Consider the following 13420-nt stretch of genomic DNA (forward strand, 5'->3'; position numbering starts at 1 on the left):
GATTGGAGGTGTGTAACATTGGCACAAGTATTAGTTGTAGAAGATGAACTATCCATTCGCAGCTTTATCCAATTAAATTTACGCAAAGCTGGTTATATCGTTACAGAAGCAACAACGGGTGAAGAAGCACTGGATTTATTTAACCGCCACACTTATGACGTCGTTTTACTAGATATTATGTTACCTGGTATAGATGGTATGTCAGTATGTGAACAAATTCGCAAGCAGAACAATCATGTCGGTATCATCATGTTAACAGCCAAATCTCAAGAAGAAGATAAAATATACGGGTTATCAGTCGGGGCAGACGATTATATCCCGAAACCATTTAGCCCTAATGAGCTTATTGCACGAATGACCGCTTTATTAAGACGCATACTACCTGAAGAAGAAGAACATATCACTTCTGGCCCTTTTACATTGAATATTACAAACAGAGAAGTATGGAAGCATGATCACCGAATCGAAGTTACCCCTACTGAATTCCAATTACTATATGAGCTTATTCGCCAACCGAAGCACTCTATATCACGGCAATTGTTAATGGATAAAGTTTGGGGAACTACTTATGTTGGTGATCCTAAAATTGTTGATGTGAATATAAGAAGATTAAGAAGGAAAATTGAAAACGACTCTTCAAAACCGAACTTCATTATCACTTCTTGGGGTAAAGGATATGAATGGAGAGCAACGGACTTATGAAGCGACGAGTCATCTTTTCCTTTATGACAGTTATATTACTTATGTTAATTTTAGTTGAATCTGTTCTCTACTTCGGTGTTCGCGAGTACTATTATCAAGGCATGTCGAGTACATTTCAAAATCACGCCGATACATCCTCCGTTTTTTTACAAAAATACGAATTTAATGAATACCAATTACTTAATATCGACCAGCATAGTAACGAAATCATGAACAGCTTGGAATATGAAGGCGCGCAATTGGAACTAATAAACCGAGAAGGAACAGTTATGATGAGTAACTATGGGTTTAAACAGGAGAAAAGGCAACACCTCCCTCCTTCCGTATTAGAAGGTGAAACAAACTATGAGGCTGAGACGAATTCAGCAACCGGTGAAAAAGTACTTGCCACCTATACCCCACTTCTATACCAAGGTCAAGTTATTGCAGCTTTAAAATATACGTCATCCTTAACAGAAGTTAGTAAGGCTATTCATCATGTGATGTATTTAGCTATCAGCGTAGGACTATTCATTTCTTTAATTGTCTTTATCATTAGTTTGAAATTAGCAAATTCGATTGTTACTCCCATACATGAGATTACACGAGATGCGTACAAAATGGGTAAGACAAATTTTAAAACAAGAATCAAAGAAGACTATATTCTCGAAATAGGTCAATTATCTGAAACGTTAAACTATATGGCTGATGAAATTGAAAAAACGGATCAAATGAAAAACGATTTTATTTCTTCCATCTCTCATGAATTACGTACGCCACTAACAGGAATAAAAGGATGGATTGAAACGATAAGAACTTCAGAAGTACTAACGGAAGAAGAAATCGAATTAGGTATGAATATTATCTCTAATGAAACAAATAGACTCATAAGTTTAGTAGAGCAATTGCTAGATTTCTCACGTTTCCAATCCAAACGCATTGTACTAGAAAAAACCTCCATTCCATTAGCACCTTTTATAGAGGAAGTAACCCAGCAGCTTCGCGTTAAAGCAGAAGAGAAACACCTTACCTTTTCAATCGAAGGAGATGATGAACTGTCGATTATGGCTGATGAAAGTAGATTAAAGCAAGTGTTAATCAATGTATATGACAACGCGATTAAATACTCTAAGGAGCAATCCTCGATTCACACTTCGTATCATGAGGTGGAAAAAGAAATAATAATTGCGATTAAAGATTATGGAATTGGTATCTCTAAACTAGACCTACCCCTAGTGATGCAAACATTTTATCAAAGTAACATTAATCAAGGTGGATCCGGCTTAGGTTTAGCAATTTCCAACGAGATTATTGATTTACACGATGGAAGTATTACCATTTCTAGTGAACTAGGCAAGGGAACTTGTGTTACGATTACATTACCAAAGCAAACGTGTAACACTTAATGGAGGTGGATGTTTGCTTTGGTATGCAGCCTTCTTTCTTGCATTTTTCATTTATTGCACTTATAATTCATTTTAAAATTTGACCTAAATAGTAATAAAGATATTACTTGAGAAACAAAGGATGTAGTAGGAGGAACAGGATGGAATTATATTTTCTAGGAACCGGGGCAGGTGTTCCTTCCAAGCAAAGAAATGTCACTTCCATTGCGTTAGAAATGCAACAAGAACGTGGCAGCACGTGGTTATTTGATTGCGGAGAAGCAACTCAACATCAAATATTACATACCAATATTCGCCCAAGAAAAATTGAAAAAATATTTATCACTCATTTACACGGTGATCACATATTTGGATTACCTGGTCTTTTAGGGAGTCGCTCGTTTCAAGGTGGGGACAGTCCACTAGCCGTATATGGTCCTAAAGGAATACGAACGTTTTTAGAAACTGCCCTTGCCATAAGTAGTACGAAACTCACCTACTTCGTTGACATTTACGAAATAGAAGAAGGCATTATTTTTGAAGATGACCATTGTAAAGTAAGCTGTCATAGACTAGAACATGGTATCCCTAGCTATGGCTATTGTATTCAAGAACATGATAAACCTGGAGAGCTATTGGTCGAACGCCTACAACAAGCTGGAATCAAGCCTGGGCCTGTCTATCAGCAAATCAAGGATAATCCAATTGTTACGCTCCCTACTGGGTATATCGTGCATCGTGATGATTATGTGGGTCCTCCTAAACCAGGACGGAAAGTGTGTATATTAGGTGATACTCGTTATGTTCAACATGTAGCAGACTTTGCAGCAAATGCAGATGTACTTGTACACGAAGCAACCTTTGCAAAGGCCGAAGCAGAACATGCGTACAATTATTATCATTCAACAACCGAGCAAGCGGCACATCTTGCACGCGAAGCGAATGTAAAACAATTAATTCTTACACATATTTCATCTAGATATCAACAGGATGCACAGAAGCAATTGTTAATAGAAGCACAATCCATATTTCCAAATTCGAAGCTGGCAACTGATTTTGCCACATTTCCAATCTAACATATGAGGTGAAGCAAACGGTGAATATTCCTTCTCTTATACAACAACAACGAGCATTTTATTATGAAAATGCAACGAAGTCATTATCATTCCGTTTGAAACAACTAAAACGCCTAAAGAAAGTTATCGAACAAAATGAAAAAAACATTATAAACGCATTACAACAAGACCTACACAAATCCGAATTCGAAAGCTATTCAACAGAAATTGGTTTCCTTTATGCAGAAGTAAATAAGACCATTAAAGAGTTAAAAGAGTGGATGAAGCCAGAGAAAGTGAAAACACCCACCTCTCATATTGGCTCTAAAAGCTACATTTACAAAGATCCTTATGGCGTTTCCTTAATTATTGCGCCTTGGAATTATCCTTTTCAACTAGCAATAGCTCCAGCCATTGGCGCCATTGCAGGTGGAAATACAATTGTGCTAAAGCCGTCAGAATTAACACCAAACGTATCCGCTTTAATTAAGCAAATGATAGAGGAAACGTTTGATACGTCCTATTTCGCAGTCGTAGAAGGCGGCGTTGAAGTTAGTCAAGAACTATTAGATCAACCGTTTGACTTTATTTTCTTTACAGGAAGTGTGCCAGTGGGAAAAATTGTGATGGAGAAAGCCGCCCAACATTTAACTCCACATGTACTCGAATTAGGTGGAAAAAGCCCTGTTATCGTAGATGAAACAGCGAAAATCGAACTCGCCGCAAAAAGAATCGCCTGGGGGAAATTTACGAATGCTGGTCAAACATGCATTGCCCCTGATTATGTGTACGTGCACGAAAATGTGAAGCAAACGTTTCTAACCAAATTAAAAGAAGCCGTTGCAGCGTTATACGGATCTAATCCGATTGGAAATGGTGACTATACCCACATCGTCAATGAAAAACACTTTAATAGACTTACTTCGTATTTAACGAACGGTACTCTAGTAAGCGGTGGAAAAAGCAATCAAAACAACCTAGTCATTGAGCCTACTATTTTAGAAAATGTTGATTGGAATGAACCGATCATGCAAGATGAAATTTTCGGTCCTATTCTACCAGTACTAAGCTATTCATCGATCGATGACGTCATAAATCAAGTTCGCTCAAAACCTAAACCATTAGCATTATACTTTTTTTCCGAGGACGAGAAAAGCCACCAAAAGATTATACAACAGCTTTCCTTTGGCGGTGGTAGTATTAATGACACGTTGTTCCATATCGCTAACCCGAACCTACCCTTTGGTGGAGTCGGACCAAGTGGTATTGGAAGTTATCACGGAAAAGCAAGTTTCGATGCCTTTACCCATGAAAAAAGCATGCTGCATCAAACAACGAAATATGACATATCAATCCGATACCCTAATACGAAATTTGGCTTATCTCTTATTAAAAAAGTGTTAAAGTGACAAGCATTACCACAAAGCTAAAATAACAAAGACGCCTTCTATACTTTTAGAAGAGCGCCTTTGTTATTTAAAAAGAGATGGATTACACCTTATCCCCTTCATCTTTCCAAACAAACCAACCTGCGTATCCATATACAATAGATAGAACGATGGATACAATACTTAACCACATAAATGGAAGATACGATAAAGTCGAGACTCCAAGAATTCCTGCCATGAAAATTCCATTATCAGACCAAGGTACCATTGCAGACGTCATTGTCCCACCTACCTCTGTATTTCGAGATAATACCCTACGGTCAATTTTAAGTCTATCGTAACTGGATTCCATTATTTTCGGAGTTAGAATTAAAGATACATACATTGCACAACCAAATACATTCGATAAAAACCCTACAAAAATAGTAGATGCCGATAAACTACCCGCATTTTTAATTTTATTTACAAACGTATTCATAATAACTTTTAATATTCCAATCCGTTCAAGAAGTCCACCGAATCCTAAACCAAGAATGATAACAGCTATTGAGCTCAACATACCGTTAATCCCGCCTCGGTTTAACAATTCATCAATAAACTCTATCCCTGAATCTATCGAAAATCCGTAATATGCTGTGTTAAATGCATCCTTTACATTCATATCTTGAAAGATAAACGCCCATAAAACACCTAATAATGCTCCTATTGATATTGATGGAATAGAGGGCTTCTTCATCACTAACAAACTAATCACAATAATTGCTGGAACAAGCATAAGAAGGTTAATATGAAATGTCCTATCTAAGGCAGACATAATAAAGCTTACTCTTTCTATATCAACCTCTTTTCCTCCATAGAAGAAACCAGTAATTGTAAAAAGTATTCCTGTAATAATAAAAGCCGGAACATCTAAATATAACATCGACTTGATATGCGAAATGACATTTACCTTAGACATTGATGCTGCAAGTACTGTGCTATCTGATAATGGTGATAGCTTGTCACCAAAGTACGCACCTGATAGAACAGCACCAGCTACTATTGGTAATGGTATTCCAAGCGCTTCCCCTATACCCATCATCGCAATTCCAGCAGTTCCAACTGTTCCCCAAGAAGTTCCTGTTGCTAGAGCGGTAAGAGAACAAATAATCAAAGTAGCTAGTAAAAAAACAGATGGATGAATAAGATCTAACCCAAAGTAAATGATGGATGGAACAATTCCTCCAGCAATCCATGTCCCTATTAATGCACCGACTGCAAATAAAATTAATACTGCCTCTAAGCCATTTGAAATCCCTTTTATGATACCTTCTTGTAATGTTTCATAGCGATAACCGAGCCGTAAGCCCAAAATAATCATAATAAACCATGATATAAAGAGCGCTAATTGAATTGGCAGCCCAAGAGTTGTAAAAGAAAAAACAACTGCCAAAAATAAAAGCAATACAATTGCAACTTCTAACAATGATGGTAACCTTACTTTTTCCACTTAAATCCTCCTCGTACCATATATACAACTTTCGAAACGAAGATAAAGGAAACTAGAGCATAAAATAGCCTTATTCATATATCACCCTTAATACTCATATAACAACAGTGCACAACATTAAATCACTAAAGCAATAATGCAAAAAAATAACACGAACATTACATGAAATGAAGGAAAATACTCGGAATAGAAGATCTAGCTCTATCACTTTATCTATCTCTTCTCGCATATTATGTAGAAAATTACATACACTTTTCAAGAACATATACACGAATAATATTTTATCATATGAGTCAATTTCATAATTTCCCACTTTAAAAATACAAAACAAAATTGAATTTGAATTTTTAATGGGGATACGTTTATTAGCGACTACCTAATGTTCTTGAAACAAGCAAGTTATCCTAGTGAACTCCATCAGCTATCAATAGTGTCCATTACACAAGAAGCCCCCACTTCTAGTAACCCGTAAGAGGGATAAGTGGGGGGATGATTCACACTTTAAATTTACTTACTTCCGTTTGTAACTCTTCTGCCATTTGACTTAACATTTCTGCAGATGAATATATTTCTTCCATAGAAGCATTTTGCTCCTCAGCTGATGCTGCAACAGTTTGTGTATTTCCTGCAGCTTGTTCCGCAACAGTAATTACTTCATCCATTTTCCCTTTTACACGATCCGAATCTTTACTGACATGTTGGATTGAAGAAGAAACAGATTTAGATTGCTCACTAATTTCACCTACCATAGAAGCAATATCGGTGAAGACTCGTCCTGTTTGGTAATACAACTCTATTCCTTCTGCAACTGCTTTATCCCCCTCATTCATGGCTTGTACTACTTCTTCAGACTCAACTTGAATTTCACCTATTAATTGACTAATTTGTCCAGCGGAATGTGCAGATTGTTCCGCAAGCTTTCGCACCTCACCTGCTACGACAGCGAAACCATGCCCATGTTCTCCAGCACGTGCCGCTTCAATTGCTGCATTTAAAGCAAGTAAGTTCGTCTGATTGGCGATTTGAGTAATCAACTCTACAATTTGATTAATCTCATGCGTCTTTTCACTTAATCGGTTCACTTTCACAGCTGTTTGGTCAGAAGTTTGCTTTACTACTTCAATTTGTTGTATCGCTCTGTTGACCACATCATTTCCATTTGTTGCTTTTCTATTCGTTTCTTCAATCGTTGCTGTTATTACATGCATCTCTTCTTCTGCTTGATCCATTTCTTTAGCAATCTGTGTAACCGCTTCGGAAGCATCCGTTGACATGTTCACTTGCTGTTCCGTACCGTTAGCTACATCTTGAATGGACATCGTAATTTGCTCTGTTGCTAAACTAGTTTGTTCAGAGCTAGCAGATAATTCATTAGACGTAGCCGCTACTTGATGGGAACTATTCGCGATTTGGTGAACCATTTGAGAGACATTATCTTTCATTTCATTTAAATAACCTGTCATTTGTCCAAATTCATCCTCACTTTGGACTTCTAGTTGATATGTTAAATCTCCCTCAGCTACCGCAGCTGCCATCTGATTTACCTCATTGATGTTACGTACAATCGAACGGCTAAAGAGGAGAATTAACACAACAATAATCGCTATCCCAATCAAACTGACTACAATTAGCGCCGACAATAATTTATTCACGCTAGCATACAACTCGTCTTCAGATACGACTAACGATATCGTCCAATTTAATTCCGGAATATCTTTAAAGTAAACGTATGAGGTGCCTTCTTTATTATCAAACGATAAGCTCCCTTGTTCTTCATTGGTGATTGTATCGCTTATTGACGCAATGCCTGCATCCTCGTTTTCTGCTATTGTTTTATTCAAAATGTTACTATCATCTTTGTCGGCTAAATACGTACCATTTCGATCAACTAAAAAAGCATACCCTGAATCCTTCACCTGTATATCCTGAACAATTTGTTGGATTTCTGTTAAATCAATATCAGAAGTAACAACTCCAGCAAAGGAACCTTTCTGATTATGAAAAGGTGCTGTAGCTGTAACCATGGCTTTATTCATGTTTGTATCTAAATACGGATCCGAAATAACAACACTTTTATCTGTTTTTTCTCCTGCTTTGTACCAATCCTGAGATGTATAATCAAAGCTTGCATTGTTATATTCGTCGGTTGCCTTCATGTCACCATCTTCTTTGTACACGTACGTTGAAGCAAACTTCTTATCATGGAATGTATCAGGCTTAAAGAAAACCCCTCCGCCAAATGTCTCCTCATTTGTTGCAAACGATTTTTCCAATAATTTTGTATAGTCGGCCATCTTAAATTCGCCATTAGAAGTTTCTGTTGCTTTTGCTGCTAGTTCTGCAATTTTTGTATTCCAGCTAATCCGCTTCTCAATATTATTACTAACATTTTCAAGTTCATGATGCATCCTATCATCAATTTCTTGTTTAAGTAAATCCCTTGAAAAAATAAAGGTTGACGCTAGAATTGTTAGAATTAAAACAATTAGAACAGGTAAAATAAATACCATCGTTCTCATCTTTACACTTTTGAACTTCATCTGTTTAACCCTCTCGTTGAAAAAAATTTATATACCTCCTCCTAAAAGAAAGGTATACATTATTCATTTCGGATTGTAGAGAGCAATGATGAAGTATAAATAGGTTAACTTTATTAAGATATTGTGAAAAAAATGATGTAAACGATTTAAAATTCCTTTGGCAATTCATTAGCAAATATAGTGGCTTCGGTTTTTTGTGGCGTTATCGCAATCGGCCACCAAAAAGGAGCGTCACGCCACCCTTTCTCTTTTTCCCCTTTTTGTCGTAATAATATAATTGCTGGGATGGTTTTGGCGACTTGTTTGGCAATAGCTGCCTCTCCTCCTCCTGTTCCGGGTGTATCAGGTGCACTAATAAAACGACCATTTTGATCAAATCGTGCAATGTTACGATCAAATCGGGTGATGAGCCACACTTTTCCTTTTAAGCGTTCATCGTCACTTTGATTCGATAAATATTCAATCGCAGCAATCATCGCCTCCACATCCCAATGATAACCATCCTCCATTTCAATCGTTTTAGCAATCGTCCTTAGTATCGCGGAAACAGCTTTTACTTTCACAAGTGTTGGTTTGCCATCTTTAACTTTCCTTAACTTCCTGTCAATCTCTCCAACCGATTTCTTAATATAGGTTTGATAGCCTGTTTGAAATCCGATTGGTAACAGACGTTTGTATGGTTTTAATGTAGTTGTTTTTGATAGTAAAAGCTTATTTGGTGAACAAGGAATAATCCGATCTTGTTCATCTTTCCGTATAAATACAACACCTGCATTATGTCCGCCTAATTCGAATGCATCACGTAACGCCGTATCAAACTCGTGAATTTGTTTCATTACTTGAAAAATTGACTGCGTGGTATAGAAACGAGTTACCGTTAAATCAGCAAAGGAGCGATACCCATACATACGAGAATGCTGGAGCACTGTATCTTGTTGAAATGTGCGAGGATTCCTTCCATAATAAAAGCCAATCAAATTGCGTACTGTGATTCCACGATCGAGAATTTGTCCTCCAATAAAAATCGTTAAAGGCGTTCGCAACTTCAATTCACCTTTATCATCCAATAATTGTTCCACCTGCTTTTCAGAATTCACTTTTGAAACTAATATGTGCCCTTCTACAAGCGCTCGTGTAACTTCATATTGGACTTGTTGGAAGCTTGGAATTTCCTCAAGTGAAAAAAATTGTTTCATAGATTCCACTAATGATGAATAAGCGTCCTGTAACATAGTTGTTAAAAATGGTTGTTCATGTACTGCTGCTCTTTCAAGGGCGGTTATCATTGCAACAATAACTTGCTCTTGCCATCCATGAGCTACTTTATTGATTTCTGTGTGTATAATAAAAGCATATTTCGAAAGCCTTTCGTTTTTTTCTTGTTGCTGAATCCTTCTCATATACCCGCCAATAAGAAACTGCACAACGGAATTTCGTAGAGTTGTTATTTTATCACTCTTTAATACGTGCTCTATTTTAAAGCGTCGCCTGTCTTCTTTCTTCAATACAACTAATTCATGATTTGCTATTTCCTCGTGTAAATAAGATGCAAGTGAACCACGCTCTTCCGACTCTTCAAAATAAAACTTTCCCCCAATGTACGTATTAGGTATAGGAACTAATGAAGTAAACGCTGGCCTTATCGGTTGGAACGTTTTATGCTCATGTACTTGGATGGTTTCCGGCTGCAAATACAAGGAATACGGTGTTGCAGTAACCTGTAAAAAGCTGCAATAAACTAACTGGTGGCGCAACCCATCGATTTGTCCTGCAATCGTTCTAATATCTGTTGCTTCCTTTTTTGTTTTTTCAAAGCCAATACTCGCATAATCCGCTTCGTCATCAATCATTAATATTCGTTTTCTTGCCAGTTCAGGGTACGTATCGAAAAGCAGTTCATGAAGCCTGGCTAAATTTTGTTTTTGCTTCTTTACGACAAAAATAAGCTTTTGATTACGTTCATAAGAGCTAAGATAATCAGGCATCTGCATTATATCAAACACTTGCAGCTGATCATCTTCTGCAAAAGAAGCAAATTCAGAATGCAACCGTTCATACGTTTGTTTAGCGAGCGCCTTTGTACCTTTTGTCAGTACAATGGCCATGTCATATTCGTTATCAAAGGCCATTCCAATAACACCGATAAACGTTCTCGTCTTACCACTTTGAATATTACCAAGTAGCATACCTGGCTTTTCGACCGTAGTACTTTTTGCCACTAAATTTTCTACCGTTTCATAAATACAATGTTTCATAGCCGCATTATAATCGAGATAAGCAGCAAGCGTTGAATAAAAATGTCCATTTTTTTGAATTTGTATTCCACTTGTCAAATGTCTCACCTATGTTCTCAAAGTAATGTAAACTTTTATTTTACTAAACAACTAATCAATAGCCAAACACCATACACTTCCTAATAATAGGTTACTACTTAAAGAGATTACTCTTCTATGCTATAATAATATAGAGTTAAGAAAGGATGATTCCATGGAAAACTTACTATTTATCGAAACGGGAATGGGTGTTGATGTGCATGGACAAGATGTCACCCAAGCAGCAAAAAGAGCAGTAAAAAATGCGATACATGCAAACTCCATGCCTGGCATTCGCAACATCCTTCCAAATCAATCACTAGACAACATGAAAGTGAACGTCAAATTAGCCGTTCCAGCAGATAAAGACAAGCTAAATCATGATGTTGTTAAAAATTGCATTCCATATGGCACAGTATCCGTCGAAGTAATGGATGGCGGTATGGTAACGACAAGCGGTATTGTGTTACCAGAGCGTGCGGATAAGAATGACTTAATGTATATTGTCAACGCCTCAGTTGAAGTTGGCTATTAATACAAAATAATGAAAGGTGTTGGTTAGTGTGTTTAAAAAGGTAGCTTCGGATGCATTAGGACTTAGTGATGTTGGTAAGGTGATTCCAAAAGAGGATTTCGACAAAGTAGATGCAGATGATTATGTGATGCATGAAGACGGAGAAACCATTTTCTTTCTCATCAAGTCTAAATCAGATGAGTATTGCTTCACAAACAAAGCGCTTATTCATTTAGATGGCACGAGTGCAACGAGTAAGAAACGCACACTTCATCGTTATGAATACTACAAACACACCATCGCAAACGTTAGTCTAGAAACTGCAGGTACAATCGATTTAGATGTAGAAATTAAATTCCATTTAGGGAACTTGGATTTTTCCATTGATGTACACAAAAACAACTTAGAAGAATTGAAAGACTTATACAAATCGTTAATTAAAATTTCTGAAATTACTGCAGAAAACAATGAGTTTAAGAGCTTCTCTATCCAAAGTTTAGACTACGCTAGCAACGCACTAAAACAAAACGCTATTCATAACAACGAAGTAAAATTAGCTACCGAATTTGAACAAATTAATCAACATGCATTTCAATGGTTATATAATAACAAAGTGAAGTATACCCAAAAAGATTTTAGTGACGTGTTTGAACGATATATTAATCATTAAGACATGGAAAGCCTACCCACAATTAGGATTGGGTAGGCTTTAATTTAGGAACGATAAGGAATAACAATGCTATGGCGATAAACAACAGGAATAGCATGACTGCTGTCATACTGATAGAGTGTATTATTTGTTGTGTATTCCTCTCTCCCCGTTTTACATCCATTTCATCTGCAAATAATTGAAGTTGCTTTGATTGTGCTACAATTGTGTTTTTATTCGTCAAGTTCGATTGAAAGAGATCCGTGATTAATGTTTCTTCCTTATCCTGATCTTTTGATTCAAAAGTCAAATGGAGCTGCTCTTCAGGTAGTTCTTCCTTCTGTATCATGTTATTCTCAAATTATTAAGGGGAATAGTGGAGCAATCGTTCCATCTCTCCCTTTGGCAGAAGAGCAGGATTCAAAGTAACCGTTTTTACTTCGGGATGGTTCACACCAACCGCATTCGCTAAAGCACCTCCTAGTGAATTACCTGTCACAGAACTGACTCCGCCTGCACTTGCATACTTCTTGTTCATATCTTCGTAATATTGTTTAGCAGCAGTAATTTGAGGAAGCGATAAATCTGTTAACAACTGGACATCTGTCACGATATCTTCTATTTGCTCCGTGTTTGTGCCGACATAGACGACCGTTAATTCTTTGGTTGAGAGATTCAACACAGTTAAAGCATCTAGACCTGTTGGGTGCAAGTATTTTGTATCTACAACCTCATATTTCACATGATTCACTGAGAATTCAAATCCATCTGGGTAGTCTCTATAAGCGTGAAAACCAGCTAACTCGACTAATTTAGAGTCTGTAACTTGCGTGTCATTTACTGATACAGAATCCATTCTTGTGCCTCCCAACTTTTACTTTTTTATAATTTTATTTGGAAATGAACGCTCTAACGTGTTATCTTTCCTGGCCGTTGCCGACCATCTAGAGATTCGATTATCATGTAAATAAATAGAATAAGCTCCTGTTGGAATTCCTTCCATTTCTTCAATCGCAGTTACTAATTCGTTAAACGCCTCTTCGTTTGGGTCTACCTCTTTTTCTGCCATAAACATGTGAATTGTAATTAGCACTTCATTCGGATCTATACTTATTTCATTCATGATTTTTTTCCACTCTTTTAGATTTGTATCCGGATTTTTTAAGTATTGATTTACAAGTGGATAAAAACTGTCATCGTACATAGACATGTAAAAATAAGTATTACTAAATCCATTTGCCCCAACGTTTGCCACTGCTTCTCCTCGCTTACCAACAAGGTTGTATTTGCCCGCAACATCAGCCAACTTGTTATTTAATTTGGTAAACTCCTCTTCAAACACCATGCCATATATACCAGTCATGATTGCATCCTCCACTTGCCCTTCCTGCGACCATACCTTATCTA

Annotated in this window: 12 protein-coding genes; 6 read left to right on the forward strand and 6 right to left on the reverse strand. The window is 37.0% G+C overall.

Annotated elements, in window-relative coordinates:
• Window positions 1-18 precede the first annotated feature (18 nt).
• From N784_RS06290 to N784_RS06305, 4 genes are all read left to right on the forward strand, one after another.
• Window positions 19-702 (forward strand): response regulator transcription factor, encoded by a 684-nt coding sequence (locus N784_RS06290; protein ID WP_036833386.1) that lies wholly within the window; start codon window positions 19-21, stop codon window positions 700-702.
• On the forward strand, window positions 699-2087 hold the full coding sequence (locus N784_RS06295) for a sensor histidine kinase (RefSeq protein WP_036833387.1): 1389 nt from the start codon (window positions 699-701) through the stop codon (window positions 2085-2087). The genes N784_RS06290 and N784_RS06295 overlap by 4 nt, the downstream gene beginning before the upstream one ends.
• Before the next feature lie 140 nt (window positions 2088-2227).
• Window positions 2228-3142, forward strand: coding sequence for a ribonuclease Z (gene rnz / locus N784_RS06300; protein ID WP_036833388.1), 915 nt, complete (start codon window positions 2228-2230; stop codon window positions 3140-3142).
• Between the two features lie 20 nt (window positions 3143-3162).
• Entirely contained in the window at window positions 3163-4530 is a 1368-nt protein-coding gene (locus tag N784_RS06305) for an aldehyde dehydrogenase (protein ID WP_332307843.1), read from the forward strand.
• Between the two features lie 82 nt (window positions 4531-4612).
• On the opposite strand, the gene nhaC is transcribed toward N784_RS06305, so the two are convergent.
• The 3 genes from nhaC to N784_RS06320 form a co-directional block, all read right to left on the reverse strand.
• Complete coding sequence (gene nhaC / locus N784_RS06310; protein ID WP_036833389.1) at window positions 4613-5998, reverse strand: Na+/H+ antiporter NhaC; 1386 nt, start codon at window positions 5996-5998, stop codon at window positions 4613-4615.
• A gap of 494 nt (window positions 5999-6492) precedes the next feature.
• A complete protein-coding gene (locus N784_RS06315; protein WP_036833390.1) occupies window positions 6493-8538 on the reverse strand; it encodes a methyl-accepting chemotaxis protein in 2046 nt (681 codons plus the stop codon).
• Between the two features lie 146 nt (window positions 8539-8684).
• Window positions 8685-10880, reverse strand: coding sequence for a Z1 domain-containing protein (locus N784_RS06320; RefSeq protein ID WP_052127160.1), 2196 nt, complete (start codon window positions 10878-10880; stop codon window positions 8685-8687).
• Window positions 10881-11025: 145 nt separating this feature from the next.
• Here N784_RS06320 and N784_RS06325 point away from each other — a divergent pair, with 145 nt between their 5' ends.
• On the forward strand, window positions 11026-11385 hold the full coding sequence (locus tag N784_RS06325; RefSeq protein WP_036833392.1) for a Lin0512 family protein: 360 nt from the start codon (window positions 11026-11028) through the stop codon (window positions 11383-11385).
• A gap of 28 nt (window positions 11386-11413) precedes the next feature.
• Complete coding sequence (locus tag N784_RS06330; protein ID WP_036833393.1) at window positions 11414-12034, forward strand: PH domain-containing protein; 621 nt, start codon at window positions 11414-11416, stop codon at window positions 12032-12034.
• Between the two features lie 22 nt (window positions 12035-12056).
• On the opposite strand, the gene essA is transcribed toward N784_RS06330, so the two are convergent.
• The 3 genes from essA to N784_RS06345 all read right to left on the reverse strand — a co-directional run.
• Window positions 12057-12362 carry a type VII secretion protein EssA gene (essA, locus tag N784_RS06335; RefSeq protein ID WP_036833396.1) on the reverse strand — a complete coding sequence of 102 codons (306 nt, stop codon included), beginning with the start codon at window positions 12360-12362 and terminating at the stop codon, window positions 12057-12059.
• Between the two features lie 15 nt (window positions 12363-12377).
• Complete coding sequence (locus N784_RS06340) at window positions 12378-12869, reverse strand: hypothetical protein (RefSeq protein WP_036833398.1); 492 nt, start codon at window positions 12867-12869, stop codon at window positions 12378-12380.
• 18 nt (window positions 12870-12887) lie between these two features.
• A partial coding sequence (locus tag N784_RS06345; RefSeq protein ID WP_036833423.1) for a DUF1672 family protein occupies window positions 12888-13420 on the reverse strand: 533 nt, incomplete at its 5' end.

Source organism: Pontibacillus litoralis JSM 072002 (assembly GCF_000775615.1).
GTDB lineage: Bacteria > Bacillota > Bacilli > Bacillales > BH030062 > Pontibacillus > Pontibacillus litoralis.

What these genes read in the sequence shown, in the direction of transcription:
- N784_RS06295 (WP_036833387.1), top strand. Translation starts at nt 699, where the DNA reads ATGAAGCGACGAGTCATCTTTTCCTTTATGACAGTTATATTACTTATG.
- rnz (WP_036833388.1), top strand. Translation starts at nt 2,228, where the DNA reads ATGGAATTATATTTTCTAGGAACCGGGGCAGGTGTTCCTTCCAAGCAA.
- N784_RS06315 (WP_036833390.1), bottom strand. Translation starts at nt 8,538, where the DNA reads ATGAAGTTCAAAAGTGTAAAGATGAGAACGATGGTATTTATTTTACCT.
- N784_RS06325 (WP_036833392.1), top strand. Translation starts at nt 11,026, where the DNA reads ATGGAAAACTTACTATTTATCGAAACGGGAATGGGTGTTGATGTGCAT.
- essA (WP_036833396.1), bottom strand. Translation starts at nt 12,362, where the DNA reads ATGATACAGAAGGAAGAACTACCTGAAGAGCAGCTCCATTTGACTTTT.
- N784_RS06340 (WP_036833398.1), bottom strand. Translation starts at nt 12,869, where the DNA reads ATGGATTCTGTATCAGTAAATGACACGCAAGTTACAGACTCTAAATTA.